This is a genomic window from Microbacterium sp. Z6_144 (genome assembly GCF_057197625.1).
Genome location: NZ_JBXVPT010000001.1, coordinates 1373945 through 1399142 on the forward strand (window position 1 = coordinate 1373945; position 25198 = coordinate 1399142).

The 25198-nt window shown below is 69.8% G+C and carries 26 protein-coding genes; 19 read left to right on the forward strand and 7 right to left on the reverse strand.

From position 1 onward, the window contains the following. Window positions 1–80: 80 nt before the first annotated feature. Window positions 81–677 carry a TetR/AcrR family transcriptional regulator gene (locus AC2DGY_RS06690; RefSeq protein WP_484508918.1) on the reverse strand — a complete coding sequence of 199 codons (597 nt, stop codon included), beginning with the start codon at window positions 675–677 and terminating at the stop codon, window positions 81–83. 72 nt (window positions 678–749) lie between these two features. Here AC2DGY_RS06690 and AC2DGY_RS06695 point away from each other — a divergent pair, with 72 nt between their 5' ends. From AC2DGY_RS06695 to AC2DGY_RS06705, 3 genes are all read left to right on the forward strand, one after another. Further along, complete coding sequence (locus AC2DGY_RS06695; protein WP_484508919.1) at window positions 750–1553, forward strand: SDR family NAD(P)-dependent oxidoreductase; 804 nt, start codon at window positions 750–752, stop codon at window positions 1551–1553. Between the two features lie 100 nt (window positions 1554–1653). Continuing rightward, window positions 1654–2355 (forward strand): SDR family oxidoreductase, encoded by a 702-nt coding sequence (locus AC2DGY_RS06700; protein WP_484508920.1) that lies wholly within the window; start codon window positions 1654–1656, stop codon window positions 2353–2355. Window positions 2356–2377: 22 nt separating this feature from the next. After that, on the forward strand, window positions 2378–2839 hold the full coding sequence (locus tag AC2DGY_RS06705; protein ID WP_484508921.1) for a winged helix-turn-helix transcriptional regulator: 462 nt from the start codon (window positions 2378–2380) through the stop codon (window positions 2837–2839). 96 nt (window positions 2840–2935) lie between these two features. On the opposite strand, the gene AC2DGY_RS06710 is transcribed toward AC2DGY_RS06705, so the two are convergent. Both AC2DGY_RS06710 and AC2DGY_RS06715 read right to left on the reverse strand, forming a co-directional pair. Beyond that, the gene (locus tag AC2DGY_RS06710) at window positions 2936–3688 is read right to left on the reverse strand and encodes an SDR family NAD(P)-dependent oxidoreductase (RefSeq protein ID WP_484508922.1); all 753 of its coding nucleotides are present in this window, start codon (window positions 3686–3688) and stop codon (window positions 2936–2938) included. Between the two features lie 79 nt (window positions 3689–3767). Continuing rightward, window positions 3768–4451 carry a helix-turn-helix domain-containing protein gene (locus tag AC2DGY_RS06715; protein ID WP_484508923.1) on the reverse strand — a complete coding sequence of 228 codons (684 nt, stop codon included), beginning with the start codon at window positions 4449–4451 and terminating at the stop codon, window positions 3768–3770. A 165-nt stretch (window positions 4452–4616) separates the two neighbouring features. Between AC2DGY_RS06715 and AC2DGY_RS06720 the strand changes: the two genes are divergently transcribed. From AC2DGY_RS06720 to AC2DGY_RS06750, 7 genes are read left to right on the forward strand one after another with little or no spacing between them, the layout of a single operon-like run. Continuing rightward, window positions 4617–5777, forward strand: a complete 1161-nt coding sequence (locus tag AC2DGY_RS06720) for a TadA family conjugal transfer-associated ATPase (RefSeq protein WP_484508924.1) — start codon at window positions 4617–4619, stop codon at window positions 5775–5777. Beyond that, on the forward strand, window positions 5774–6631 hold the full coding sequence (locus tag AC2DGY_RS06725; protein ID WP_484508925.1) for a type II secretion system F family protein: 858 nt from the start codon (window positions 5774–5776) through the stop codon (window positions 6629–6631). Before AC2DGY_RS06720 ends, AC2DGY_RS06725 begins: the two co-directional genes overlap by 4 nt. Then, a complete protein-coding gene (locus AC2DGY_RS06730; RefSeq protein ID WP_484508926.1) occupies window positions 6628–7557 on the forward strand; it encodes a type II secretion system F family protein in 930 nt (309 codons plus the stop codon). The genes AC2DGY_RS06725 and AC2DGY_RS06730 overlap by 4 nt, the downstream gene beginning before the upstream one ends. Window positions 7558–7579: 22 nt before the next feature. Next, the gene (locus AC2DGY_RS06735) at window positions 7580–7774 is read left to right on the forward strand and encodes a hypothetical protein (protein ID WP_484508927.1); all 195 of its coding nucleotides are present in this window, start codon (window positions 7580–7582) and stop codon (window positions 7772–7774) included. Between the two features lie 4 nt (window positions 7775–7778). Beyond that, complete coding sequence (locus AC2DGY_RS06740; protein WP_484508928.1) at window positions 7779–8201, forward strand: TadE/TadG family type IV pilus assembly protein; 423 nt, start codon at window positions 7779–7781, stop codon at window positions 8199–8201. Beyond that, a complete protein-coding gene (locus tag AC2DGY_RS06745) occupies window positions 8176–8649 on the forward strand; it encodes a TadE/TadG family type IV pilus assembly protein (protein WP_484508929.1) in 474 nt (157 codons plus the stop codon). The genes AC2DGY_RS06740 and AC2DGY_RS06745 overlap by 26 nt, the downstream gene beginning before the upstream one ends. Then, window positions 8649–9065, forward strand: a complete 417-nt coding sequence (locus AC2DGY_RS06750) for a pilus assembly protein TadG-related protein (RefSeq protein ID WP_484508930.1) — start codon at window positions 8649–8651, stop codon at window positions 9063–9065. Before AC2DGY_RS06745 ends, AC2DGY_RS06750 begins: the two co-directional genes overlap by 1 nt. Window positions 9066–9081: 16 nt before the next feature. Here the strand turns inward: AC2DGY_RS06750 and AC2DGY_RS06755 are convergent, their stop codons facing one another. Further along, window positions 9082–10590 carry a GMC family oxidoreductase gene (locus AC2DGY_RS06755; protein ID WP_484508931.1) on the reverse strand — a complete coding sequence of 503 codons (1509 nt, stop codon included), beginning with the start codon at window positions 10588–10590 and terminating at the stop codon, window positions 9082–9084. A gap of 162 nt (window positions 10591–10752) precedes the next feature. Between AC2DGY_RS06755 and AC2DGY_RS06760 the strand changes: the two genes are divergently transcribed. Further along, window positions 10753–11523 carry an MmyB family transcriptional regulator gene (locus tag AC2DGY_RS06760; RefSeq protein ID WP_484508932.1) on the forward strand — a complete coding sequence of 257 codons (771 nt, stop codon included), beginning with the start codon at window positions 10753–10755 and terminating at the stop codon, window positions 11521–11523. A 28-nt stretch (window positions 11524–11551) separates the two neighbouring features. On the opposite strand, the gene AC2DGY_RS06765 is transcribed toward AC2DGY_RS06760, so the two are convergent. The 3 genes from AC2DGY_RS06765 to AC2DGY_RS06775 all read right to left on the reverse strand — a co-directional run bounded on the left by AC2DGY_RS06765 (window position 11552) and on the right by AC2DGY_RS06775 (window position 16659). Continuing rightward, the gene (locus AC2DGY_RS06765; protein ID WP_484508933.1) at window positions 11552–12829 is read right to left on the reverse strand and encodes an MFS transporter; all 1278 of its coding nucleotides are present in this window, start codon (window positions 12827–12829) and stop codon (window positions 11552–11554) included. Window positions 12830–12894: 65 nt separating this feature from the next. Beyond that, the gene (locus AC2DGY_RS06770; RefSeq protein WP_484508934.1) at window positions 12895–15384 is read right to left on the reverse strand and encodes a glycoside hydrolase family 2 protein; all 2490 of its coding nucleotides are present in this window, start codon (window positions 15382–15384) and stop codon (window positions 12895–12897) included. 66 nt (window positions 15385–15450) lie between these two features. Continuing rightward, window positions 15451–16659 (reverse strand): ROK family transcriptional regulator, encoded by a 1209-nt coding sequence (locus tag AC2DGY_RS06775; RefSeq protein WP_484508935.1) that lies wholly within the window; start codon window positions 16657–16659, stop codon window positions 15451–15453. 74 nt (window positions 16660–16733) lie between these two features. Here AC2DGY_RS06775 and AC2DGY_RS06780 point away from each other — a divergent pair, with 74 nt between their 5' ends. From AC2DGY_RS06780 to AC2DGY_RS06815, 8 genes are all read left to right on the forward strand, one after another. Further along, window positions 16734–17588, forward strand: coding sequence for a LacI family DNA-binding transcriptional regulator (locus AC2DGY_RS06780; protein WP_484508936.1), 855 nt, complete (start codon window positions 16734–16736; stop codon window positions 17586–17588). Window positions 17589–17873: 285 nt separating this feature from the next. Continuing rightward, on the forward strand, window positions 17874–18623 hold the full coding sequence (locus tag AC2DGY_RS06785) for a sugar phosphate isomerase/epimerase family protein (protein ID WP_484508937.1): 750 nt from the start codon (window positions 17874–17876) through the stop codon (window positions 18621–18623). Further along, entirely contained in the window at window positions 18620–19771 is a 1152-nt protein-coding gene (locus AC2DGY_RS06790; RefSeq protein WP_484508938.1) for a Gfo/Idh/MocA family protein, read from the forward strand. The genes AC2DGY_RS06785 and AC2DGY_RS06790 overlap by 4 nt, the downstream gene beginning before the upstream one ends. Before the next feature lie 11 nt (window positions 19772–19782). Continuing rightward, complete coding sequence (locus AC2DGY_RS06795; RefSeq protein WP_484508939.1) at window positions 19783–21456, forward strand: ABC transporter substrate-binding protein; 1674 nt, start codon at window positions 19783–19785, stop codon at window positions 21454–21456. 27 nt (window positions 21457–21483) lie between these two features. Next, complete coding sequence (locus AC2DGY_RS06800) at window positions 21484–22473, forward strand: ABC transporter permease (protein ID WP_484508940.1); 990 nt, start codon at window positions 21484–21486, stop codon at window positions 22471–22473. Between the two features lie 4 nt (window positions 22474–22477). After that, on the forward strand, window positions 22478–23518 hold the full coding sequence (locus AC2DGY_RS06805; RefSeq protein ID WP_484508941.1) for an ABC transporter permease: 1041 nt from the start codon (window positions 22478–22480) through the stop codon (window positions 23516–23518). After that, a complete protein-coding gene (locus AC2DGY_RS06810; protein WP_484508942.1) occupies window positions 23515–24381 on the forward strand; it encodes an ABC transporter ATP-binding protein in 867 nt (288 codons plus the stop codon). The genes AC2DGY_RS06805 and AC2DGY_RS06810 overlap by 4 nt, the downstream gene beginning before the upstream one ends. Further along, window positions 24378–25172 (forward strand): ABC transporter ATP-binding protein, encoded by a 795-nt coding sequence (locus AC2DGY_RS06815; protein ID WP_484508943.1) that lies wholly within the window; start codon window positions 24378–24380, stop codon window positions 25170–25172. The genes AC2DGY_RS06810 and AC2DGY_RS06815 overlap by 4 nt, the downstream gene beginning before the upstream one ends. Window positions 25173–25198 lie beyond the last annotated feature (26 nt).

The window sequence follows — 25198 nt, forward strand, 5'->3', positions numbered from 1 at the left end:
TCGCTGCCTGGGGGACACCAGGTCGGCGCGGACCTGCGCGTCGTCGCCGAGGACATCCGGCGCGTTCTGGGGGAGCGGCGCTAGGGGCGACGGATAGCCGCGAGCGCGCGGTCGAAGTAGACCAGGAGCGGCTCGGTCGCCTCATCCTCCATCCAGGCCTCGCCGGCCAGGTCCAGGCACGTGATGACGCAGCCCACGATCGCCCGTGCCCGCAGCGCCATCCCCGTCTCGTCGCCGCCGAGGCGTCGCTCGACTTCCGGAACGAGGTCGTCGTACCAGCGGAGGTGCTTCTCGATGCTGCGTGCGCGGAGGGACGGCGTCCGGTACAGCATCCGGGCGATCGCCAGCATTCGGTTCTCGTCGGGTGCCCGTGTCTCCGAGGCGACCAGAGCCCCGCGGAGCGCCGCCCAGATGTCCTCGCCCTCCGGTCGTTGCTCAAGCTGCTGACGCAGAGCGCTTCCCTCCGCGGCGACGTGGCCGAGGACGATGTCTTCCTTCGTTCCGAAGTAGCGGAAGAACGACCGGCGGGAGATACCGGCGACGGCAGCGATCTGATCGATCGTCGTCTGCTCGAAGCCGCCGGTGAGGAAGAGCTCCATGGCGACGGCGGTGATCTCGTCGTACGCGCGTCGGCGTGATCGCGCCCACAGTCCTGGTGCCTCGTCCACTGGTGTCACGGGCCCATCGTAGCCTGCGCAATCTCCAATGCCTCCCTGGCACCGAGTGCCAAAGAGGCATACCATGCACTCATGACCCGACGACAGAGATCCATCCACTACGCCGACCAGACCGTACTCATCACGGGAGCCAGCGCCGGCATCGGCGCCGAGTTCGCGCGGCGGTTGGCCGCGCGGGGGAGCGACCTGGTGCTCGTAGCCCGTCGCGCCGACCGGCTCGACGCGCTGGCCGCCGAACTCCGGAGCGCGCACTCCGTTGCGGTGTCGACGGTGCCGATCGATCTGGCGCAGCCCGGGATCGGCGAGACGCTGCGGACGGAGTTCGCGAAACGGCGGATCGACGTGACGAGCGTCGTGAACAACGCGGGCTTCGCCAATCACGGACTGTTCCACGAGGAGGAGCTGGCGCGGCTGAGGGCGGAGATCGCGCTCGATGTGTCCAGCGTCGTAGAGATCAGCCACGCGTTCCTCCCTGCCCTGCGCGAGCGGGGGGATGGCTTCCTGATCAACGTCGCCAGCATGGCCGCCTATGCCGCCAGTCCTACGATGGCGGTCTACGGAGCATCCAAGGCCTTCGTCCTCAGCTTCACCGAAGCGCTCTGGTACGAAGCCCGCGACACCGGTCTGCGGGTGATGGCGCTGTCCCCTGGTGCGACGCAGACGGAGTTCTTCGACGTCGCCGGCGATGCGGCGGGGGGCGGCGCTCGCCGCGTGCCCGCGAGCGCCGTTGTCGACACCGCGCTCGACGCGCTCGATCCGGGCATCGCCGGACCCACGGCGATCGTCGGCGGCCGGAACCGGGTGGTCGCAGCCGTCGCACCGCTCCTCGGACGACGCCGCATGACCGCGATGATGGGGCGGTTGATGGCGCCGTAGGACGAGAAATCTGCGCCCCCAGAAGTCCTGAGTTGTGGTTTCCTACGCAGCGGAGTAGTTTCCTAGGTAGGACATTCCAACTCAGAAGGGGAAGAAAACAATGCTTATCAGCGGACAGGTGGCGTTCGTCAGCGGAGCCGCCCGCGGACTCGGCAAGGCCCTCGCGGTGGAGCTGCTCGCACGCGGCGCCAAGGTCTACGGCGGGGCGCGCGATGTCTCCACGATCGACATCGAGGGGATCATCCCCGTACAGCTCGACATCACAGACCCGCGATCGGTGGCTGCCGCCGCAGAACTCGCCGCCGACACGACGCTCCTGGTGAACAACGCAGGCCTCACGACCCTTTCTCCGCTCCTTGGCAGCGATCCGGCCGACGCCCGCGCCGAGATGGAGACGAACTACTTCGGAACGATGGACATGGTCCGCCAGTTCGCGCCCGTCCTGGCCGCAAACAGCGGCGGCGCGATCATCAACGTCGTCTCGATCATGGCCTACCTGGCGATGGACGCCTCCGGTGGCTACGGGGCATCCAAGGCGGCACTGTTGGCGGCGACCAACAGCCTCCGCTTCGAGCTGGCCGGGCAGGGGACCCGGGTGGCCTCCTTGTCGCTCGCCAGCACCGACACCGACATGATGGCCTGGTACGACGGCCCCAAGAACGATCCGAAGGATGTCGCTCGTCGCGCCTTCGACGAGTTCGAGGCCGGTGCCCTCGACCTGTTCGGGGACGACAGCACGGCAGTATGGAAGGGCCGGCTCGGTGAGAGCATCCCTCAGCTGTACCCCCAATTCGCCCACTGACCACACCGACAGGAGGCCGTCAATGCCCGGGGACAACACGACCGAATACCGCGGCGACACCAAGTGCTCGCTCGCCAAGGCCGTGGACATCGTCGGGGAGCGATGGGTGTTCTTCATCATCCGTGAAGCCCTGGCGGGGGTGACGCGATTCGCCGAGTTCAAAGCCCGGCTCGGCGTCGCCCCCGACATCCTCACCGCCCGCCTCCTACTCCTGGTCGACGCGTCCATCATGACGCGCCAGACCTACCAGGACGCCGGAGAGCGCACCCGGCACGAATACGTGCTCACCGAAGCCGGGAGAGAGCTGGCGCTCCCGATCTTCGCGCTCCAGCAGTGGGGAGAACGGCACGCGCCATCCAGCCTGGAAGGGTCGATCACTTTCACGACCAGCGAAGGCGATCCGGTAGCCGCCGCCTTCGTGTCGCCGCAGGGCTCATCTCCGGTCGACGTGATCGCCCGGCGCGTGAAGGAACCCCGCTCCTGACCTGGGAGCCGGGTGGGCCGCCGCCGCGGCCGTGGAGGGCGGTGGTGAAACGGTGGCAGCACGACGGGTCGTCGCCATCGGCGCGGCATCCGTTCGTCAGATCGACTGCCCTCCGGAGAGATCCACCACGCTCCCGGTCGCCCAGGAGAAGTTGGTCGACAGGATGAGCGGGACGGCGTCGGCGATGTACGCCGGCTCGGCGATGTGTCCCCAGGTGATGGCGTCCGCCGCCATCGCCTGGACGGCCGGGCTGTGCATGATTCCACCGCCGAAGTCGGTGTTTACCGCGCCTCCCATCAGCGTGTTGACCGCGATCCCGCGTTCGGCCAGCTCGGCGGCCTGGTACCTGGTCATGACCTCGATGGCACCCTTGGTCATGGCGTAGGCCGACATCCCGCGGACGACACCGCGGGTGATCGCAGACGTGAGGTTCACGACCCGCGACCCGCGGCCGAGGAGTGGCAGCAGCCTCTGCGTGAGAAAGAACGGCGCCTTCACGTTGATGGAGAAGAGTTCGTCGAACTGATCCTCACTCGTGTCGCCGTAGGGGGCGTAGGTGCCGATGCCGGCGTTGTTCACGACCGCGAACAACTCCGTCGCGCCGCGACGCTGCAGGATACGGCGGATGCTGTCCACGAAGAGCCCGTACGAACCGACATCTTTCGCATCCAAATGCGTGAACTCGAGGTCGCCGGCGCGTCCCGCTCCCGCAGCCGTCGTGACCTCAGCAGCATCCTCGGGATGGGAGTTGGTGGTGCCGATCACGGAGAACCCGGCGGCGAGCGATGCCAGGGCGGCCGCTCGTCCGAGCCCTCGCCCGGCGCCGGTGATCAGAACACTCTTCGACATGGTGCGCCTTCCGGGGGGTGTGCGCCGCGAATCGGGCCATGTCATCGTGCCAATTCCGGGGGCGGATTGGCGGAATCGTTCACTCAGCGGACGCGCCGCCGGCCATCTCGAGAAGAGCCTCGCGGGCACGGAGAAGGAGAGGCGCATGCCGGTCAGCGGCATTCTCCGGGGCGGTCGCCAGTTGGAGCGCCAGGGGCGGCACGCTGCCGCCCCCATCGAGGGGCACGGCGATGCAGGTCAGGCCCGCGATGCAGCGCTCCCGGTCCACAGCGACGACTGAGCGGCGTGCGCCGCTTCGCCGCGCGCCGGATATCGCTATCGCGGCTGCGCTGTCCGGTGGCATCCACGAGCCGTGCCTGGCCCGGATAGGCAGCAGGTCGCGGCCGGCGAGCATGACATCTGCCGTGAACGTCCCGCGACTTTCGCTCACGAGGGAGACGGTCGCGCCGCTCTGGGCGCCCAGCCACTGCAGCAGGCCCATTGTCTCGGCACGGGGGTATGCGGCGCGGCTGCCGTGCTGATCCATGAGGCGGACGCGGGCCGACCAGTGTCCGTCCTCGCGGCGAACGACTCCCTCGCCCTCCAATTGGTACAGCAGCCGGATCACGCTGGACCGTGGAATGCCGGTCGCGCGGGCCAGTGCCGTCGAGGACACTGTCTCGTTGCGGTCGAGCAGCGTGCGCACGATCGCGAATGCTCCCGCTATCACCGAACGAGGGGCGCCTGACGGGGTCTTCGCCTCGACGTGTTCCGCATCACTCACCGTTCCACGCTAGCGACCGCAGGGAGAGGGGGGCCCGTTCACGGGCCGCGTTATGGCGCCGGGGCACACCTCCCTTTTCTGCCGGGACCACCAGACCCGCCCGGTAACGCCGCGGGGGTGTGGAGAACTTCTGCGTGCCCATCTGGGTTTTGCGAGGATTCCCGCGTGAGCCTCGCCTACGTCTCCCCGGGTTCCGCGGTCGCCGCGGTGACCGAGCGGGTGCGTGAGCGGCTCCGCGCCGAGGAGGCGGACCCCACCCGCGACCCCGACGCGGCGGCCCGCATCGTCGTCGGCGAGGTGCGCCGCCACAACGACTACGCCCTCGCCCGCGGCCTCGACCCCATCGACGACGAAGCCGGATGCGTCCGCGACGTGCTCGCGCAGCTGTCGGGCTTCGGGCCCCTCCAGCCGTATCTCGACGACCCGACCATCGAGGAGATCTGGCTGAACGCTCCGGACCGCGTGTTCGTCGCGCGAGGCGGGCAGGCCGAGCGTGTGCCGCTCGCGCTCACCGACGCCGTCGTGCGCGACCTGGTCGAGCGGATGCTCCACACGACGGGTCGCCGCGTCGACCTCAGCCAGCCCTTCGTGGATGCGTCGCTCCCGGACGGGTCGCGTCTTCATGTCGCGATCCCCGACATCACGCGGCGCCACTGGGCCGTGAACATCCGGAAGTTCCTGCCGGCGTACCGCGACCTCGCGCATCTCGTGCGCACGGGCTCGGTGGGCGCGGATGCCGCCGACCTGCTCGCCCGCGCGATGCGCGAGGGGCGGAGCATCCTGGTCTCCGGAGCCACGCACGCCGGCAAGACGACGCTCCTGGGCGCTCTCGTCGCCGCGGCGGGCTCGGCGCAACGGATCGTGACGGTGGAGGAGACGTTCGAACTGGCCGTCGACGCGCCCGATCTCGTCGCGATGCAAGGACGCCAGCCGAGCCTGGAAGGCACCGGCGAAGTCACCCTGCGGCGCCTGGTGAAGGAGGCGCTGCGCATGCGCCCCGACCGGCTCGTGATCGGCGAAGTACGCGACGCAGAGGCCCTCGATCTCGTTCTGGCCCTCAACACGGGTGTGCCCTGCGCCGCGACCATCCACGCGAATTCGGCCCCGGAGGCCCTCGTCAAACTCGCGGCCCTCCCGCTCCTGGCCGGACGCAACATCGACGCGACCTTCGTCACGGCCGCCGTCGCGCGCTCGGTCGACCTCGTCGTGCACTGCGAGCGCGACGCCTCCGGGCGGCGCCGCGTGGCGGAGATCGTCCAGCCCACCGGCCGGATCCTCGGCGATGCCCCAGAGGTGCGCCGCGTCGTCCCCGGGAGCAGGCGGTGACGATCCTCCTCGGCGCACTTCTCGCCGCCGGTGCCCTCCTCGTGGCCTCCCCGTGGTTGTGGCCGGCGTCGACGCGTCCCGCCCAGGCCGTGCCCCCGGGTGCGCTGTCGCGGCTGCTGGAATCGGCCGGGTTCGCGGGAGTGCGTCCCCGCGTCGTCATCGTGGTCTCGGCGGCGTGCGGGATCATCGCGGCCGCGCTGGCATGGCTCGTGACGTCGGTGCCGGCGTTCGCGCTGGTGGTCGCCGGTGCGGGGGCGTCGGCGCCGATCATCTGGTTGCGGGCCAGGCGCCTGCGCCTCCTGCGGTCGCGGCGCAACCTCTGGCCGGACGTGTGCGACCTCCTCATCGCCTCCGTGCGGGCCGGGATGTCGCTTCCCGACGCTGTCGCCAGCCTCGCCGGCGCGGCCCCGCCTTCTCTGCGCCCGGCCTTCTCCGCTTTCGCCGTGGACATCCACGCCTCCGGGCACTTCGACTCCAGTATCGGACGGCTCAAGACCGCGCTGGCCGACCCGGTCGCAGATCGGATCATCGAGACCTTGCGGATGGCGCGCCAGGTCGGGGGCACGGAACTGCCGACGGTGCTGCGCGCTCTCGCGTCGTCGGTGCGCGCCGACGCCCTGCTGCGCGGCGAAGTCGAAGCCCGGCAGTCGTGGATCCGCGGAGCCGCTGTGCTCGGCGTGGTCGCGCCGTGGATCATCCTCGTGCTGCTGGCGTTGCGGCCCGAAGGCGCCGATGCGTACGCGAGCCCGGAGGGCGTCGGACTCATCCTCGCCGGTGGGCTCGTCTCGATCATCGCGTTCCGGCTCATGCTGCGGATCGGGCGGCTTCCCGAGCCGCGGAGGTGGTTCGGATGACCCCGGGATCTCTCACGGAGTCCGCGATCGCCGTGGTGCTGGGAACGACACTCGGCGTCGGCGTCTGCCTTCTCGTCTCCCTCGCGCCCCGTGTCAGCGCCCCGACCCTCGCGCGACGCATCGCCCCGTACATCCGCGACGTCACCGACCCGCTCGGCCTCGGACCCGCCCTGTCGCCGGTGCCGACCCTGCGGGAGGCGTTCCGCGGCGCGCTGCACCGTGCGGCGGCGCTCTTCGGGGGCGCCGAGGCGCTCGCTCATCGGTTGGGGCAGGCGGGGTGGGCGATGGATTCCGCGGCCTTCCGCGCGCGCCAACTCATCTGGGGGCTGGTGGGACTCGGGGCCGGGAGCCTCCTGGTCGTCGTGGTGGCGCTGATCGGGCGGCTGACACCGGCGGCCGTCATCGTGGCACCGGTGGCGGCCGCCGCCGCGATCGTGCTGTGCGACGCCCGGCTGACCTGGGCGGCCCGCGGGCGCACGCAGCGGATCCAGGAGGAACTGCCGACGGTACTCGACTTCCTCGCGCTGTGCCTGTCGGCGGGTGAAGGCATCCTCGACTCGCTGCGGCGGGTGGGCGAGGTCGGCTCGGGGGAGCTGACCGGTGAGATCCGCAAGAGCGTCCTCACGGTGGGGACGGGCGAACCGTTGACCGAGGCGTTGACTCTGCTCGGACGCCGCGTGCAGGTGCCCGCGCTCTCGCGGGCCCTGGACCAGGTGGTGGCGGCGCTGGATCGCGGGGCGCCGCTCGCCCAGGTGCTGCAGGCGCAGGCCAGCGACGCGCGCGAGGACGCCAAGCGGACGCTCATCGAGCAGGCCGGGCGCAAAGAGATCCTGATGCTCATCCCGCTGGTCTTCCTCATCCTCCCTCTGAGCGTCCTGTACGCGGTGTTCCCGGGGATCTTCCTGCTTCGACTCGGAATCGGCTGACCGCCGGAAAGGAGGACACCGCATGCGACGGATCGATCTGATGCACCGCCTGCGCACCGCATGGGGGGACGCGCTCGCCGACGAGCGCGGTGATGTGCCCGGCTGGGTTCTCATCACACTCATGACGGCGGGCCTGGTCGTGGTGATCTGGGCGCTGGCCGGGCCGGCGCTCGCGCAGTTGTTCGAGCAGGCCATCGCCCGCGTCTCCGGGCTGTGACTCGATGTACGGGCTCGGCGGGGCGCTGCAGCGCCGCGTGCGACGGGCGCTCGCCGACGATGCCGGCTCCAGCCCCGTCGAGTTCGTGCTCGTCGGGGCGCTTCTGACGCTCCTGACACTCGCCGTGATCCAGCTCGCCCTCGGGGTCTACGTGCGGAACGTCGTGCACGACGCCGCCGTGGAGGGGGCCTTCCATGCCGCCCTCGCCGACACGAGCCTCGCCGAGGGCGCCGAGCGTACGCGGGGGATCGTCGCCCGTGCGGTGGGCGAGGCGTATGCACGCGACATCGCCGTGAGCGAGACGGATGGCGGGGGGAGCCCCGCCGTCCGCGTCACGGTGCGCACGACGCTGCCCCTCCTGGGGCTGATGGGCGTCGAGCGGGCTCTGGAGGTGAGTGGGCATGCGCCGCTCGAGACTCTGGAGTGAGCTGCGGACGCGCATCGCGGATGACACCGGGTCCGCCGCGCTGGAGTTCATCTTCGTCGGGCTGCTGCTCCTGGTTCCCATCGTCTACCTCGTCGTTGCCCTCGGCATGATCCAGGGCCAGAGCCTCGGGGCCGAGTCGGGCGCCCGACACATCGCCCGCGCGGTGGCGACGGCGGAGGGGGCGGATGCAGCGGACGCTCGGGCATCGGCGATCCTCGCGACCGTCGTCACGGAGTACGGCATCGATCCGGATCGTGCCGACGTCGACGTGTCGTGCCGGGACGCGCCATCCGCGTGCCCGGAGGCGGGCGCCACCGTCGTGGTGACCGTACGGACGGAGGTGTCGCTGCCGCTCGTTCCTCCCGTGCTGGGACTGGACCGGATCGCTCGCATCCCGATCGAGGCATCGGCGGCCCAGAAGGTGTCGCGGTTCTGGAGCGAGGGCTGATGGTGATCCGGCGCCGTGAGGAGGAGGGGAGCATCCTCCTCCTCACCATCGGCTACGCGGTGCTCGCCCTCGTGCTCGTCCTGGTGTGCGCCAACGCCACGAGCCTGTACCTCGCGCAGAAGCGCCTGGACGCGCTCGCCGATGCGGCCGCCCTCGCCGCCGCCGACGGCTTCACCCTGACCGTGGAGTCGGGGCAGCCACGCACCGACCTGACGGACGCCGGGGTGTTCGCGCAGGCGACGGACATGGTGGCGGCCGTCGGGGCGGAAGCGACCCTCGTGGCCGCAACGACGCCGGACGGGCTTTCTGCCCGCGTCACCGTCGCCGGTACGTGGCACCCGCCCGTGATCACGATGTTCGTCCCCGACGGCGTGGCTCTGTCGGCGACCGCCACCAGCCGCAACGCGCTGCGGTGAGGCGGGGACGCCCGCCCTATCGCGCCAGGGTGTTCTTGTAGATGTGCTCGGCGAGCATGATCGTCGTCACGTTCGTCGCCACCGATGGCACGACCGGCATGATGGAGGCGTCGATCACGCGGATGCCGGCGAGCCCCCGCACGGCACCGCCGCCGTCCACCACGGCCCACCGGTCATCCGGTCCGCCCATCGGCACCGTCGACGTCGGGTGGGCGTAGGAGGCGATCTGCTCATCGATCGCTCGGGCGAGATCCTCATCGGACTGCACCTGCGCGCCGGGCACCATCTCTTCGGCGACAGCCGCGAAGATCTCGTTACGCGCGACCCGACGACTGAGCTTGACGGCCTCGAGCATACGGCTGCGATCACGCGGCGTGGAGAGCAGATTGAGGTCGATGACGGGCGCTGCCAGCGGGTCGGTGCTCGGCAGGGTCACGGTTCCGAACGACTCCGGCTGGACGAGGGCGACCGCCAGCACGATGGCGCCGCCGGTGGGGCTGTTCGCCGGATCGAAGAGGTGGCTCACCGAGATCTGAAGGTCGAGGTCACCATCCTCGGCGTCACTGGACTTCACCCACAGCATGGCGCCGAACTGGGGACTCATCTCGAGGGCGCCGGGCTTCAAGGCGTAGACGTTGTAGTAGAACGGGTGGTCCTGCAGCCGCCGCCCGACGGGCAGATCGGCCACGACGTCGATACCGAGTCGGGTCAGGTCTTCGGCCGGGCCCACGCCCGAGCGCATCAGGATCGCGGCGCTCCCGTATGTACCGGCCGAGAGGATGACCTCGCCGGCAGAATAGGCCTGCCCGTCGGCGGTGATCACGCCGGAAGCGGTCGTCCCCTCGAAGACGACACGATCGACGTGCGTCTTGCCGAGGATCGTCAGATTGGGGCGGGAACGCACGTCGGCGGTCAGATACGTCAGCGCGGTGCTCTGCCGTACCCCGTCGACGATGTTGAGGGGGTTCATCGAGGCTCCGTCCTGGTCGGCGCCGTTGGGATCGCCCACGCGAGCGAAGCCTTCGGCCACGCTCGCGTCGATGAACGCGCGCATCGAGACGGTGCTCTCGTCGTAGCGGCGCTGCCGGATGGGGAGAGGCCCCGTCCGCCCGCGGAGCGCATCATCCCCGTCCGGGGTGTTCTCCAGAGACTTGTAGGTCTCCCGCACGTCGGCGAACGACCACCCCGCAAGCCCGCGTGCCTCCCACTTCGCGAAGTCGGATGTCCGGGCCCGGAGCGCGACGGCCGCGTTGACCGCAGAACTGCCGCCGAGCACCTTTCCCCGCGGAATCGCCTGGTTCGGCACGCGGGAATTGTGACGGCCGGTGTAGCCCCAGTCGTGGTCGGCATCGCCGCCGACCATGCTCGCCGTGAGGATGACCTCGGGGTTGCCGTCTACGGGGTAGGCGGTGCCTGCCTCGATCAACAGCACGGATCGGGAGGGGTCGCTGCTGAGCCGGTTGGCCAGAACAGCGCCTGCCGATCCGCCGCCGACGATGAGCACGTCATAGGTGTCGAGAGTCATGGGATAGTCCTTCCGTAACGTCGGGTCGCTTCTGTGAACCGCGATGTCCAGTTCAACCAGGCGGCGGGCTCCGCGAGAGGCCGCAGCACGCACCGTTCTGCCTAGGTCTGGCAGTGCTACCCACACCGCCCCCTGCCCGCTTTCGCGGTGGATGATGGGCATATGGCGATCGAAGACGAACTGAGAGAGTTCCTCCACGCGAGCCGGGCGAAGCTCGTCCCCGCCGATGTGGGGCTCGACGACTCGGTGCAGCGCGGCTCCGGTTCGTCCCGTCGCGTCCCGGGTTTGCGCTTGAATCCGATAGAGCGCGAATACCTGTTCGCTCTCGTCGCGCAGAAGAACTACGACCCCCGCAGGGCGGCGCGCGAAGACACCGCCCGCGTGAAGCCGAACGTGCACCGCACGCTCGCCGCCTTCCACACGTCCCCCGCGCTCGTCATGGGACTGGGGATGAGCATCCTTGCGATGAACCCCCTGGCCCGCTCGCTCTATTTCGATTTCACCAAGGTGCCCTCGCGTGAGCGAAATCTTGCCCGGTGGATCTTCCTGTCGCCCGAGGCGAGAAGCCTCTACGACGACTGGGAGACCGCTGCCTCCGAGGCCGCGGCCGTTCTCCGCGCCGACGCCGGTTCCCACCCCGACAACGCCGCTCTGAACGAACTCATCGGCGAGTTGACGGTGAAGAGCGAGGACTTTCGCCGCGTGCGGGCCGAGTACAGCGTGCATCGCTGCAGTTCCGGGACGATCCGGATGACCCATCCCATCTCCGGGAAGCTCACGATCGAGTACCAGGCCCTCGACGTGCCCGGGGAGAAGGACCAGAAAGTCGTCGTCTACATGGCGCCGGAGGGATCGCCTTCGGAAGACGGCCTCCTGATGCTCGCCAGCTGGGGGCAGGCCCCGGCGGGGGAGCGCGTGGGGCGCCCGGCGTGACGCCGACGGCCGATCACCTTGTCCCGGATCAGCCCTGACGCGGGACGAAGCGCGGCACCCAGCGGACGAACCCCGCGGCGCCCAGGAAGCCGACGACACCGACCACGGCCATCGCGACCGGAAGTGACGCCACTGCTGTGATGGCGGCGACCACGAGGGGTGCGGCCGCGCCGCCGGCGTCGGTGAGCGTGCGCCACGAGCCGAGGAAGGGGGCGGGATCGGCCGGCGGGGCGACATCCGCGCCGAGGGTGAGGAGGATGCCGCTGGACAGGCCGTTGCCCACGCCCAGGACGGCGCTGAAGAGCGCGAACCACAGCCCGGGCTCGGCGGTGTCGTGCGTGACCGAGAGTGCCAGGAAGCCGGCGCCCATCAGCAACATGGCGGGCAGCGCCGCCCACAGCCGACCGAAGCGGTCCATCACCTGGCCGCTGGCGTAGAAGAGCGCGAAGTCGATCGCGCCGGAGACCCCGACGACCAGCGCGATGGTCTGGGCGTCGAGACCGATCGACACGCCCCACAACGGTAGGACCACCTGTCGAGCCGAACGCACGGCCGCAAGGGATGCGGCGGCCAGGCCCAGTCGGCTGAGGACGCCACGGAAGCGCCACAGCGTGCGGAACACGCCGACGCGCTCCACCACCGGGATCGATCCGGTCACCGCTTCGCCGCTGTCTTCGGCGTCATGCCCGCCGGTGGCTGTCCGACGTGCGGCGCTCTCCTCGGCCGCGAGGGTCTCTTCGGGGTCGCGACCGAGCAGCACGAGCAGGATGGCCGCGGCGAGGACGACGGCGAAGAACCAGATCGCCGCGTGCTCGTCGCCGAAGATCGCCAGGAGGGCTGCGGAGACGAACGGGCCGATGAACATCCCCAGCCGGAACGTGCCGCCCAGCAGTGACAGCGCGCGTGCTCGGAAGGCGAGCGGGACGCGCGTGGTCATGAACGAGTGTCGCGCGAGCCCGAAGGCCGCCGCACAGAACCCGATGAGGAAGACCGCCGCCGCGAACAGCGGCAGGTTCGGGGCGAGCGCCATGGCCACGATGCCCCCGAGGGCGAGGAACCCGGCAGTCGCCATCGTCGCACGCTCGCCGAAGCGGGCGACGGCCCACCCGGCCGGGATGTTGCCGCAGAGCTGTCCGACGACGAGCGCCGAGGCGACGAGGGCGGCGAGCGCGACGCCGGCGCCGAGGTTGCTCGCGATGACGGGGATGAGGGGGAGGACGGCGCCCTCGCCGGCCGCGAAGAGCACGGTGGGCCCGTAGATCATGGGCGCGAACCGCCGGAGGACGTGTCGCGGCGAGTCGCTCATCGCTCCCACCCTAGCCAGCCGGGCGCGCGGCGGTGCGACCGGCCGCCCGAGCGGCGGCTCCGGCCCTAGCGGAGGGGGGCGCCCACCGGGTCGCCGAGCAGCTGGTTCACGCTGCGGAGCACCCGCGGATCCAGCACGGAGCTCGGCGACAGAGACCCCTGAGCGCGGACGACGAACCGGGCGCTCTCGCCCGGAAGGAGGCTCACGAGCGAACGGTCGACGGATGCGCTCGGATCGGCGCGGTCGGCGAGCACGACGACGTCGCGCACGTAGGCGCTCGCCGTGACCTCGATGACCGCTCCGGCGGCCGTGGCGTGCGCGGTCGCGGACAGCGCCCGGGGATCGAGCCGTTGATCGACGGGCTCCGCCAGGTCGACGAGCACGCGCGCGACCGACGGATCCGAGAACGTGGCGACGAGCACTTCCGCCGCTGGATCCTCGGGCTCCGCGACGTGGCGGGGCACGGGAACGTGGCCCCACCCGCGCGGCTCGACAGCGACGTGGGCCTCCGCCGAGGCCAGGACCGTGCCGTCGAACCCGACGCGCGCGAACCGGACGCCGCTCTGGAACCCGTGTGCGGTGTCGTTGAGCACGACCAACCGCAGTCCGTCCTCGCCGTCCTCGTGGTCCTGCCGTTCCCGGAAGGTCGCGAAGCGGGGCGCGTAGACGTCGCGAAGCGCGTACCAGAGGGGCTTGCGGCGCTCGGCCCAGTCCACGGCGGCCCACGAGATGGCCGGCCAGTCGTCGTTCAGCTGCCACACGATGGTGCCCGTGTTGAGCGGGGTGAGGGAGCGGAACCACGAGATACCGAAGCGCAACGCGTGGGCCTGGTTGATCTGCGTCGTCAGGTGCCAGTCGTCGATGGTCCGCGGCGTCGGGAAGTGGCCCGCGTATCCGCGCTCGAGCTTGCCGTTGCCGTCGTTGGCCTTCTGATGCACGAGCAGATCCCGCCCCTCCGGATGCAGCGGATCATCGTGCACCACGTCGAAGAGCGTCGTGTAGGCGGGCGGTCCCTGGAAGCCGAATTCCGCGACGAAGCGCGGGCGCCACTGGGCGTACGCGCGATAGTCCTTCGCGTTCCACACGTCCCAGATGTGCACGGTGCCGTCCGTCGGCGCGTTCGGCGGCAGAAGAGCAGAGGGCGAGGAGGGCGACCCCGGGATGTAGGGCCGGGTGGGGTCGAGCTCGGCGACGATGCCGGGGAGGAGGCGGGTGTAGTAGCCCTCGCCCCACGTGCGCCCGTCCAGCTGCGCGCGCCAGCCCCAGTCGGCGTACCCGACGAGGTTCTCGTTGTTCCCGCACCACAGGACCAGGCTCGCGTGTGCGGACAGGCGGGTCACCGCCTCGCGAGCCTCCGCCTCGACCTCGTCCGCGAGCCAGGGTTCTTCGGCGTACGCCGCGCACGCGAACAGGAAGTCCTGCCACACGAGCACCCCCTCGCGGGAGCAGATCTCGTAGAGGTCGTCGGACTCGTACATGCCCCCGCCCCAGATGCGGAGGAGGTTCATGTTCGCCTCGGTGGCGTCGGCGACACGCCGTTCGATCCGCTCGCGGTCGATCCGAGGGACGAAGGCGTCGTCCGGGATCCAGTTCGCGCCGCGCACCTGCACGAGACGTCCGTTGATTCGCAGCTCGAACGCGCTTCCCCACCGATCCGCCTCGGTGGCGAGCGCGACGGTGCGGAAGCCGACCTCGTGCGTCCAGAGATCATCGCCCGCCCGCACCTCGACGTCGTAGAGGGTCGGGGATCCGTGGCCCCGCGGCCACCAGAGCTCGACGTCCGGCACCGCGACGTCGACCACGCCGGAACCGCGGACCGCAGCGCCGGAACGGGCGACCTCCGCGCCGTCGCGGCTGACGATGACCGTCACGTCGTGCCACTGGGGGATCCCGACCTCGTCGAGCTGCACGTGCGCCGAGAGCAGCCCCGTCGTGCCGGTCACCTCCACGAGCGGCCGCACGCTGTCGATGCGCACGCCGCGCCAGCTCTGGATCCCGATGGACTTCCAGATGCCGCTGGTGGCCGCGTCGATGCCCCAGTCCCACCCGAAGTTCGATGCCGTCTTGCGCAGCGCGTTGTAGGGGTGGTGGTTGACGTGGAATCTCTCCCCGCCGTGCTCGCGTTCCGCGCGCTCAGCGGCGGGGACCGGCGCGTCGAAGGTCACCTCGATGCGGTTGTCTCCTTCGCGCAGCAGGTGCCCGACGCTCCAGCGGTAGCTGCGGTTCTGGTTGGCCGTCTGGGCCACCACCGTGCCGTTGAGGGTGACCGTGGCGAGGGTGTCGAGGCCGGCGGCGACGAGGTCATGACGGTCGGCCCGGATCGGCTCCCACCGGAACGTGCGCGCGTAGCGCCACACGGTGTCGCCGATCCACTGCTGAGCCGACTCGTTGTCGCCGTCGAAGGGATCGGCGATGCGACCGGCTGCGAGCAGGTCGAGGTGGATGCATCCGGGAACCGTCGCGGCGATCTCACGTTTCCGGAGGTCGTCCGGCACGGGACCCGAGACGGCGGTGGCCGTCCACGCCCCGTCGAGCGAGAGGTTCGAAGAGGTCATCGGGGCTCCGAGCGAACGGCGGTGTACGGCGGGAATCCCGATACTTTCATCGCCGGGTTAACTAAGTCAACCGCTGATCGGCTCCGGCGCCTCCCGCCGAGCGAACTGCTGCTGCAGGATGAGCGCGGCCGCGCCGATGGCCGCGGCGTCGGATGGCTGCTCGGTGAGACGGAGGCGGATCGGGTGACGTTCGGCGGCGAACGCCTCGTCGGCGATGCGCTGAGACAGGTGCTTGAGGTACAGGGTTCCGGCCGTCGCGAACGCCGGGCCGGCCAGCGAGATGGAATCCACGTCGAGCAGATTCACCACGACCACGAGGGCGTCGGCCAGGTGCTCGGCCGATTCCAGGATGAGATCCAGGGCGAGCTGATCGCCGTGCACGGCGGCGATCGCGATGCTCTGGAAGTCGAGGTACCAGTCCCGCTCCGGGCTCAGGGTGATGGCGGTGCTCACGCCCCGCGCGATGGCGCGATGGGCGCGCTCGGCCACGGCCCGCGGGGTGGTGACGTCATCCACCGTGGTGCCCTGCCACGAGTTGCCGCGGCGGATGCGCATGGGGCCGATCGCACCGGTGTTCCCGCTGGCTCCGCGGTAGGGGGTCGAACCGACGAGAATGCCGACGCCGACGGTCGCGCCCATGTGGACCGTGCAGTGCGCCAGGGTCTCGGGGATGCTGCGACGCCAGAATTCGCCGAGCGCCGCGGCGGTGGCGTCGTTGTCGATCACCACCCGGAACCCCGTCGCCGAGGCCACAGCATCCCGCAGAGCGAAACCGACCCAGCGCCGCAGCGAACGGGAGCGCAGGATCACCCCGTCGTCGATGTCGACCAGACCGGGGCTGACGACGCCGATGCCCACGATGGCATCGCGGGACAGCGCGGTCGTGGAGATGAGGGCTTCGATGGTCGCGGCGATCCGGTCGATCACCTCGCCGGGTTCGTCCTCGCGCGCGCCCCGAAGCCGCGTGCGGGCGACGACTGCCCCGACGGCGTCCGTGATGCACACCACGATGGCGTCTGCGCCGAGCTGCACCCCGATGGCGCAGCGGGCGAGCGGGTTCACCTGGAGGAGGGTGCGCGGCTTTCCGCGGGTCGGCGTGCGCTCGCCGGTCACGATGACCAGGCCCGCGTCGATGAGGTCGCGCACCGCGTTCGACACCGTCGCCTGAGTGAGGCCCGTGCGCAGCGCCACCTCGACGCGGCTCACCGCCTCGGCGGCGTGGATCGCCTCGAGCACGGCGATGCGACTCGCGCCGAGGGGCGTGCGGCTGTTCACGATGAAAGGTCCTCCGTGATCGGGATGAAGCGGGTGCACCTTCTCCGCACGATATACCGGCCATAATCGCTGTCATGCCCGCCACCGCCAAACCCGCCGTGCAGGACCGCACCTTCGGCACCGTCCGCCGCCGGGTTCACGGGCATCGAGGTCTCGACCCGTTCTACACCGGCCTGCTCGACGGCGTGGACGGCCTCCTCGACGCGCATCACGCCCACATCCTCGTCCACATCGTGACGACCCTCGAGGAGGAGCTCGCCACGTACCGCCGCTGGGCGGAGAACGGGACCGTGGAGGGCGTCGTGCTCTCCGACCTCGTCGACGACGACCTCCGGCCGGCGCTGTGCCGAGACCTCGGGCTTCGGACCGTGCTCGTCGGCGGCGGCGGCGACGACGGGCATCTCGCGATCCGCGTCGACAACGACGCGGCCATGACCGGGGCGTTGACCTACCTCGCCGAGCTCGGCCACCGGGCCATCGGGCGGGTGGCCGGACCCGCGGCATACATGCACACCCGCGTCCGGTCGGATGCCTTCGAGCGCGAACTGACGAGGCTCGGCATCGCCGGCTGGGTCGTCGAAGGCGACTACAGCGCCGACTCCGGGGCGGCGTGCACGCGCGCGCTGCTGGAGGCTCATCCCGAACTGACGGCGATCATCTTCGACAACGACGTGATGGCCGAGGCGGCGCTCGGTGTCGCCCGGGAGCGTGGACGGTCGGTGCCCGAGACCCTGTCGATCCTGGCGTGGGACGACTCTGCCGTCTGCCAACTCGCGGAGCCGGAGCTCTCCGCGGTGTCGCGTGACGTGCGAGGCCTCGGGGAGCTGGTCGGGCGTGCGCTCCTGGACGTCGAGGGCGGCGAGTCGGTGACCCAGGACACGGTCGTCATCGGTCGGGCGAGCACGGGGCCCGCGCCCACGCACGCCTGAATCGCCCCTCCGGCGAGACCCCGCTCCCCACCGCGTCCGCGGCCATGGCCCCTGCGTCCGCGGGGTCTGCGCGGGCTCTGCGCCGACGTCGGCGGACGATTCGGCGAGGTCCCGTGCGTCCGACTTTCTTAAATAGATTGACATACCTTTCTCAATTGGGATAAGAAAGGGCCTGGCTGAAAGCCGCGCCAACGAGGGCAACACCCCGGATGCCGGGTATGGAGGAGCAGCGATGATCCGACGCAGTGGCCGATTCCCTTCCCGGAGCGCGGGCGGGGCCACCTCGTGAGCGCCGACCGGATCTCGCTGCAGCTGTACACGCTCCGCTCCGAGCTCGACGCGGACGCCGGATCGACCTTCCGGAGGATCGCGGAGACCGGGTATCGGCAGGTCGAGCTCTACGGATTCGTGCAGCGCGCCGATGCGTACCGCGCGGGGCTGGCTGAGACCGGGATGACGGCACCGTCCGCGCACGCCCGCCTCGTCGGCGAAGATCTCGATCCGATCTTCCGGGCCGCGAAGGAGCTGGGTGTCGGGACGATCTACTCGCCCTCCATCGACGAGGGCCGCTGGACCTCGCGGGCAGGCGTCGCGGGTATCGCGGCCGACCTCAACGACATCGCGCGCCGCGCCGCGGATGAGGGGCTCCGCATCGGCCACCACAACCACGCCTTCGAGTTCCAGAACCGGTTCGGGGGCGTGAGCGCGTTCGAGGCCCTCGCGGCCGACCTGGACCCTTCCGTGCACCTCGAGCTCGACACGTACTGGGCCGCCGTCGGGGGAGAGCCCGACATCCCCGCCCTGCTCCGCCGGCTCGGCGAAAGGGTCACGGCGCTGCACATCAAGGACGGCCCGGTCACTCCCGTCGAAACGGATCAGCTCGCTGTCGGGGCCGGCGCGATGGACTTCGCTCCCCTCCTCGCCGCCGCGCCGACGGCTCTGCGAGTCGTGGAACTGGATGACCACACCGGTGACATGTGGACAGCCGTGGCCGAGAGCCACGCGTACCTGGCCGAGGCGGAGGTCGCCGCGTGACCGGCCGGCTGGGCGTCGGCGTCATCGGCTCGGGGGTCATCAGCACCGAGTACCTCGACAACCTCACGCGGTTCCCGTCCCTCGACGTCGCCTTCGTGGCAGACCTGGACGTGTCCCGCGCGGGGGCACAGGCGGAGAAGTACGGCATCCGCAACGCCGGGACCACGGCCGAGCTCCTCGCCTCGGCCGAGGTGGACATCGTGGTGAACCTCACCACTCCCGCCGCACACGTCGAGGTGGGTCTTCAGGCGCTCGCGGCGGGCAAGCACGTGTGGAGTGAGAAGCCGCTCGCGCTCAACCGCGACGGCGCTGCGCGGCTGCTGCGAGCTGCCGAGACCGGGGGCCTGCGGATCGCAGCCGCCCCGGACACCTTTCTCGGGGCGGGCCTGCAGACCGCGCGCGGTCTCGTCGATTCGGGTGCGATCGGCCGGCCGCTGACCGGTCTCACCCTGTTCCAGACGCCCGGCCCGGAATCGTGGCATCCGAGCCCTGAGTTCCTGTACGCGGCGGGGGGCGGGCCGATGTGGGACGTGGGCCCGTACTACCTGTACACGCTCTTCCAGCAGTTCGGCCCCGTTGCCCGGGTGTCGGCGAGCGCGTCGAAGGCTCACGAGCGTCGGGTGATCGCGTCCGGTCCGCGGGCGGGCGACGAGTTCACCGTCGAGGTTCCCACCCACATCGGGGCGACGCTGTGGTTCCACGGAGGGGCCAGCGCCCAGAGCGTCTTCAGCTTCGAGTCGAAACGCCGCCGCGTCGGGTTCGTGGAGATCTCGGGCACGGAGGGGACCCTGGTCTACCCCGATCCCAACACGTTCACCGGAGACGTGCAGCTCTGGCGTGCCGGACGCGACGAACCAGAAGTGATTCGCACGGCCGCGCCTCGTTTCACCCGCGGAACAGGCGTCGCCGAACTGGCGCAGGCCATCGCCGAGGGGCGCCCCGAGCGAGCGAACGGCGAGCTGGCCTATCACCTCGTGGACGTTCTCTCGGCGCTGGATGAGGCGGCCGAGACCGGACGCATCGTCGAGGTCGAGAGCACTTTCGCCCCGATTCCGCTGCTCCCCGCCGGGTGGGACCCCTCGGCGCCGATCCCGCTCGAGCAGGCGGCAACAGGCATTTCCCGCAGTACCGCAGCCATTCAACGATGAAAGGAAAGACCATGCGCACTCGCATCAGAAAGGCGGTGCTGGCCGGGACGGGCCTCGCGCTCGCCTCCGTGCTGGCCCTCACCGCATGCACGCCGGGGGACTCCTCCGACGATGCGGCGGGAGGCACCGAGGTCGTCACCTACACCGGCGTGACGGGCGACTTCGCCGAGAACTTCAACCCCTTCATCGCCGGCGCACTGCAGTCGACCCTCGGGGTCATCTACGAGCCGCTCTTCTACTACAACATCGTCAGCGGCACGGAGCCTGAGCCGTTGCTCGGCGAGGAGTACTCCTTCAACGAGGACGGAACGGTGCTGACGATCAGCACGCGCGAGGGCGTCACGTGGAGCGACGGCGAGCCGTTCAGCGCCGCCGACGTGGCATTCACCTTCAACCTGATCAAGGAGACGCCCGCGTTCAACACGGCCGGGTTCGACGCGGAGGTGAGCCAGCCCGACGAGAACACGGTCGTGTTCACCTTCCCGGTGCCCTCCTTCACGGACGCCGTGTCGTACCTCGGCAACACCGCGATCGTGCCGGAGCACATCTGGTCGGAGTGGGATGACCCGACGACGAACCAGAACACCGAGCCGGTCGGCACCGGGGCGTTCCAGCTCGAGGAGTTCAACTCCCAGAACTACGTCCTCGCCGCCAACGAGGACTACTGGGGCGGACGGCCCGAGATCGACTCGGTGCGCTACATCTCCCTGACCGGAAACCAGTCGGCGACCGACACGCTCCTGTCCGGGCAGATCGACTGGGCGGGCATCTTCCTCCCCGACATCGACGAGGTCTTCGCGGGCACGCCCCTGGAGTACTCGAACACGCCGCTGAACCAGACCGCATTCTTCACCTGCTCCAGCGTCGAGCTCGGCTGCGAGGGCCCACAGACCGATCCGGCCGTGCGGCAGGCGATCTACCACGCGCTCAACCGGGATCAGCTGAACGAACTGGCCTTCTCCGGATACAACGGCCAGACCTCGCCCACGTTCGCCCTCCTGGGCCGTGACGACAAGTGGATCGCGGAGGCGTACCGCGAGCCGGTTTCGGGCAGCCCTGACGTCGACGCCGCCATCGCCGCGCTCGAAGGCGCCGGCTACGTCCGCGGCGGAGACGGGATCTTCGCCAAGGACGGCGATCGCGTCAGCCTCACCGTCGAGGTGGTGACCGGCTGGACCGACTACATCGCCGCGATCGACGCGTCCGCGCAGCAGCTCCTCGAGGCGGGCATCGAGCTTCGCCCCTCCCAGGTGTCGTACCAGCAGTGGACCAACAACAAGGTGAAGGGCACCTTCCAGCTCTCGCTCGACTCCGTCGGCCAGGGCGTCGCGGCTGACCCGTACTACGTCTATCTGAACTCGTTCCACTCCGCGAACACCGCGCCGGTGGGCGAGACGTCGAACCGCAACTACGTGCGGTACGCCAACCCGGTGGTGGATGCGGCGATCGATGCCGCATCGGCCACCCAGGATGAGACCGAGAAGGCGGCGCAGTACGCCACGATCCAGGGCGAGATCGTCCGCGACATGCCCTACATCCCCATCCTGGTGAACTCGGCGCTGTCGATCTTCAACACCGACAAGGCGGAAGGGTGGCCGAGCGACGGGGACATGTACGCCTACCCGCGCCCTGACCGCGCCTGGGACAACGGCATCGTCCTGAAGACCATCGAACCGGCGAGCTGACCGTTCGGCGTCGAGGAGGAGGCAACGATGAGGTACCTGGCGAGAAAGCTCGGGTTCTACGTCGTGGCGCTGTGGGGTGCACTGACGATCAACTTCCTGATCCCGCGGCTGCTGCCGGGGGATCCGGTGGAGATCCTGATTCAGAAGCTCGCGGCTCGGGGGCCGGTGACCCCCGAGCTCCGCGACAGCGTCACCCTCCTCCTCGGCGGCGGAACGGACCGCCCGATCCTCGTGCAGTACTGGGATTATCTGACGGGGATCGCCACCGGCGACCTGGGCACGTCGATCACCTACTATCCGCAACCGGTCGTGGAGATCATCGGTCAGGCGCTGCCCTGGACGGTCGCGATGATCGGCCTGAGCACGATCATCGCGTTCGTCGTCGGGATCGTGCTCGGGATGCTGGCCGGATGGAAGCGCGGGTCGTGGCTGGACAACCTCGTCCCCGTCACCACGATGTTCCAGGCGGTGCCCTACTTCTGGCTCGCGCTGCTGCTGCTGTACCTGTTCGCCGTGGTCACCCGCGTGTTCCCGGTGAGCGGCGGCTACAACTACCTCACCTCGAGCCCGGGGTGGGACTGGTCCTTCATCTCCAGCGCGATCTACTACGGCATCCTGCCCGCCATCACGATCGTGGTGTCGTCGTTCGGTGGGTGGCTCCTGGGGATGCGGAACATGATGGTCTCCACGCTCTCCGAGGACTACATCGTCACCGCCGAGGCCAAGGGGCTCCGCCCCACTCGGATCATGATGAACTACGCGGCGCGGAACGCCGTGCTGCCCTCGGTCGCCGGGTTCGCCATCTCGCTGGGCTTCGTCGTGTCGGGCTCCATCGTCACCGAGCAGGTCTTCTCCTATCCCGGCATCGGCAGCACCCTGCTCCAGGCGGTGAACAACAGCGACTACGCGCTCATGCAGAGCGTGTTCCTGGTGATCACCGTCGCCGTCCTCGGAGCGAACCTCATCGTCGATCTGCTGTACGGCCTCATCGACCCACGCACGCGAGCGAGGAGCTGAACCCATGACGAATCCGCCGCCCGCCGGCAGCATCCTCACCGAGCCGCCGGTCGACGAGCCCTCGACCGTCCGCCGCGACGGCATGGAGCCCGTCACGAGCGCATTCGCCGCACAGCGCTCGCGTGCGACGCGCTCCCGTCGCACCCCCTGGGCGGTTCTCCGCTCCATCCCCCCGAAGCTCGCCGTCGGGCTCGGGCTCATCCTCGCCATCACGCTCTTCGGAATCCTCGGTCCCCTGTTCGTCGGCAGCCCGCTGGCGATCCGCGACGCCGGCCGCACGCCACCGTCGGCGGAGTTCATCCTGGGCACGACCCAGACCGGACAGGACGTCTTCGCTCAGCTGGCCTACGCGACCCGTGGATCCCTGCTGATCGGCATCACGGTCGGCGTCGTGGCACTGTTCCTCTCCGTCGTGTTCGGCGTGATCGGCAGCTATGCAGGGGGATGGGTCGACGAGTCCTTCTCGCTCTTCACCAACGTCATGCTCGTCATCCCGGGGCTCCCGCTCGTGATCGTCATCTCCAGCTATGTCGCCGACAAGAACATCTGGGTGCTGGCCATCGTGCTGGCGATCACCAGCTGGGCGGCGTCGGCGCGCGTGCTCCGGTCGGTGACGCTGAGCCTCCGAAGTCGCGACTACGTCGCGGCCGCCCGGGTGGCGGGGGAGAAGTCATGGCGCATCATCGGTGTGGAGATCCTGCCGAACCTCGTTCCGGTCCTCGCCGCGCAGTTCGTCCTCGCCATCATCGCCGCGATCCTGGGCGAGGCGGGGCTTAGCTACCTCGGCCTCGGCGCGTCGGGCACCTTCACGTGGGGCACCATGCTCTTCCAGGCGCAGAACGGGTTCGCGCTGACGCTGGGTGCCTGGTGGTGGTTCGTCCCGCCCGGTGTGATGATCGCGGTTCTCGGGGGCGCCCTGTCGCTGGTGAACTTCGCGATCGACGAGATCGTCGACCCGAAGCTGCGGACGGCGAAGCTGCACAAGGACAAGAAGCGCCTGAAGCGGCGATTCCAGGGTGTCTCCGAAGGCGGGGTGATCGCATGAGCGGCGAAACGCTGCTGAGCATCCGCGACTACAACATCGTGTACGAGGTCGACGAGCCGGTCCACGCCGTCCGAGACGTCAACCTCGAGCTCGGCCGTGGGGAGATGCTCGGCCTGGCCGGTGAATCCGGATGCGGGAAGACGACGCTGGCCTACGGAATCAACCGCCTGCTGCGGCCACCCGCCGTCATCACCTCCGGTTCGGCGGTCCTCCACGATCGCGACGGCACGGATATCGACATCAACGCCCTGAGCGTCCCGGCGCTGCGGCGTTACCGCTGGGACAAGGTGTCGATGGTCTTCCAGGGGGCGATGAACGCCCTCAACCCGGTGACGACCGTCGGCTCGCAGATCGTCGACATCTTCGCCACCCACCGACCGGAGATGCCGAAGAAGGAGCGCGTCGAGCAGAGCGCAGCCCTGCTCGATCTCATCGGGGTGGGCCGCGACCGGATCCGGTCATACCCGCACGAGCTCTCCGGCGGGATGCGCCAGCGCGTCATGATCGCGATGGCCCTCGCCTTGAAGCCCCAACTCATGATCATGGATGAGCCGACCACCGCCCTCGACGTTCTGGTGCAGCGCGACATCCTCCATGAGATCAGCGAACTGCGGAAGACGTTCGGATTCTCGGTCATCTTCATCACGCACGACCTGCCGCTCCTGCTGGAGATCAGCGACCGCATCGCGGTGATGCTGCGCGGGGAGATCATCGAACTCAACACGGCGGAGTCGATCTACCGCGACCCGCAGCATCCCTACACGCAGCAGCTGCTGCGGTCGTTCCCCAGCCTCACGGGCGAGCGCGGGGGGTTCGTGCGCAGCGGACGCGACGAGACGCCCGTTCTCGGAGGAATCGCATGAGCGTGCTCGAGTTCCAGAACGTGACCAAGGAGTATCGCGGCCGGGGGAGGAAGGTGATCCGCGCCGTCGACGACGTCAGCTTCCGTCTGGAGCCGGGGCGGACGGTCGCGCTCGTCGGGCAGAGCGGGAGCGGCAAGTCGACCATCGCCAAGATGCTCGCGCAACTCGAACGGCCCTCGAGCGGGCGCATCCTGCTCGACGGCGAGCCGGTATCCAGGCGGGGGGCGGGCCTTCGTCACTACCGCGGCGAAGTGCAGATGGTCTTCCAGGACCCGTTCGCGTCGCTGAACTCGTTCCACACGATCGCGCATCATCTGGAGCGCCCCCTGCTCCTGCACGGGCAGGCGGACCAGGGCGACCTCGATGAGAAGGTGGCGGCGCTCCTGGACCGGGTGCAGCTTCCCGGCCAGGCGATGGCGGCTCGCAAGCCCCACGAGCTCTCCGGCGGTCAACGCCAGCGGGTCGCCATCGCCCGAGCGCTCGCGCCGAAGCCGAGCATCCTGATCGCGGATGAGCCGGTGTCGATGCTCGACGTGTCCATCCGGCTCGGTGTGCTCAACCTCCTCGGCCGGTTGCAGCGCGAGGAGAACCTCGGGGTGCTCTACATCACGCACGATTTGGCGACGGCGCGGCACTTCAGCGACGAGATCCTCGTGCTGTACCAGGGGTCGGTGATCGAACGCGGCCCCGCCGACGAGGTCATCCTGAACCCCCAGCAGGACTACACCAAGCGCCTCCTGGCGGCCTCTCCCGATCCCGAGCACCACTTCCGGGCCGTCGCTGCACCGTGAGGGCCCGCGGCGCCAGAGGCCCGTGG

Coding starts and splice junctions, on each gene's coding strand:
- AC2DGY_RS06735 (WP_484508927.1), top strand. CDS start 7,580: ATGCGACGGATCGATCTGATGCACCGCCTGCGCACCGCATGGGGGGAC.
- AC2DGY_RS06710 (WP_484508922.1), bottom strand. CDS start 3,688: ATGTCGAAGAGTGTTCTGATCACCGGCGCCGGGCGAGGGCTCGGACGA.
- AC2DGY_RS06750 (WP_484508930.1), top strand. CDS start 8,649: ATGGTGATCCGGCGCCGTGAGGAGGAGGGGAGCATCCTCCTCCTCACC.
- AC2DGY_RS06755 (WP_484508931.1), bottom strand. CDS start 10,590: ATGACTCTCGACACCTATGACGTGCTCATCGTCGGCGGCGGATCGGCA.
- AC2DGY_RS06745 (WP_484508929.1), top strand. CDS start 8,176: ATGCGCCGCTCGAGACTCTGGAGTGAGCTGCGGACGCGCATCGCGGAT.
- AC2DGY_RS06795 (WP_484508939.1), top strand. CDS start 19,783: ATGCGCACTCGCATCAGAAAGGCGGTGCTGGCCGGGACGGGCCTCGCG.
- AC2DGY_RS06705 (WP_484508921.1), top strand. CDS start 2,378: ATGCCCGGGGACAACACGACCGAATACCGCGGCGACACCAAGTGCTCG.
- AC2DGY_RS06815 (WP_484508943.1), top strand. CDS start 24,378: ATGAGCGTGCTCGAGTTCCAGAACGTGACCAAGGAGTATCGCGGCCGG.
- AC2DGY_RS06805 (WP_484508941.1), top strand. CDS start 22,478: ATGACGAATCCGCCGCCCGCCGGCAGCATCCTCACCGAGCCGCCGGTC.
- AC2DGY_RS06780 (WP_484508936.1), top strand. CDS start 16,734: ATGCCCGCCACCGCCAAACCCGCCGTGCAGGACCGCACCTTCGGCACC.
- AC2DGY_RS06700 (WP_484508920.1), top strand. CDS start 1,654: ATGCTTATCAGCGGACAGGTGGCGTTCGTCAGCGGAGCCGCCCGCGGA.
- AC2DGY_RS06800 (WP_484508940.1), top strand. CDS start 21,484: ATGAGGTACCTGGCGAGAAAGCTCGGGTTCTACGTCGTGGCGCTGTGG.
- AC2DGY_RS06810 (WP_484508942.1), top strand. CDS start 23,515: ATGAGCGGCGAAACGCTGCTGAGCATCCGCGACTACAACATCGTGTAC.
- AC2DGY_RS06765 (WP_484508933.1), bottom strand. CDS start 12,829: ATGAGCGACTCGCCGCGACACGTCCTCCGGCGGTTCGCGCCCATGATC.
- AC2DGY_RS06695 (WP_484508919.1), top strand. CDS start 750: ATGACCCGACGACAGAGATCCATCCACTACGCCGACCAGACCGTACTC.
- AC2DGY_RS06730 (WP_484508926.1), top strand. CDS start 6,628: ATGACCCCGGGATCTCTCACGGAGTCCGCGATCGCCGTGGTGCTGGGA.
- AC2DGY_RS06760 (WP_484508932.1), top strand. CDS start 10,753: ATGGCGATCGAAGACGAACTGAGAGAGTTCCTCCACGCGAGCCGGGCG.
- AC2DGY_RS06740 (WP_484508928.1), top strand. CDS start 7,779: ATGTACGGGCTCGGCGGGGCGCTGCAGCGCCGCGTGCGACGGGCGCTC.
- AC2DGY_RS06770 (WP_484508934.1), bottom strand. CDS start 15,384: ATGACCTCTTCGAACCTCTCGCTCGACGGGGCGTGGACGGCCACCGCC.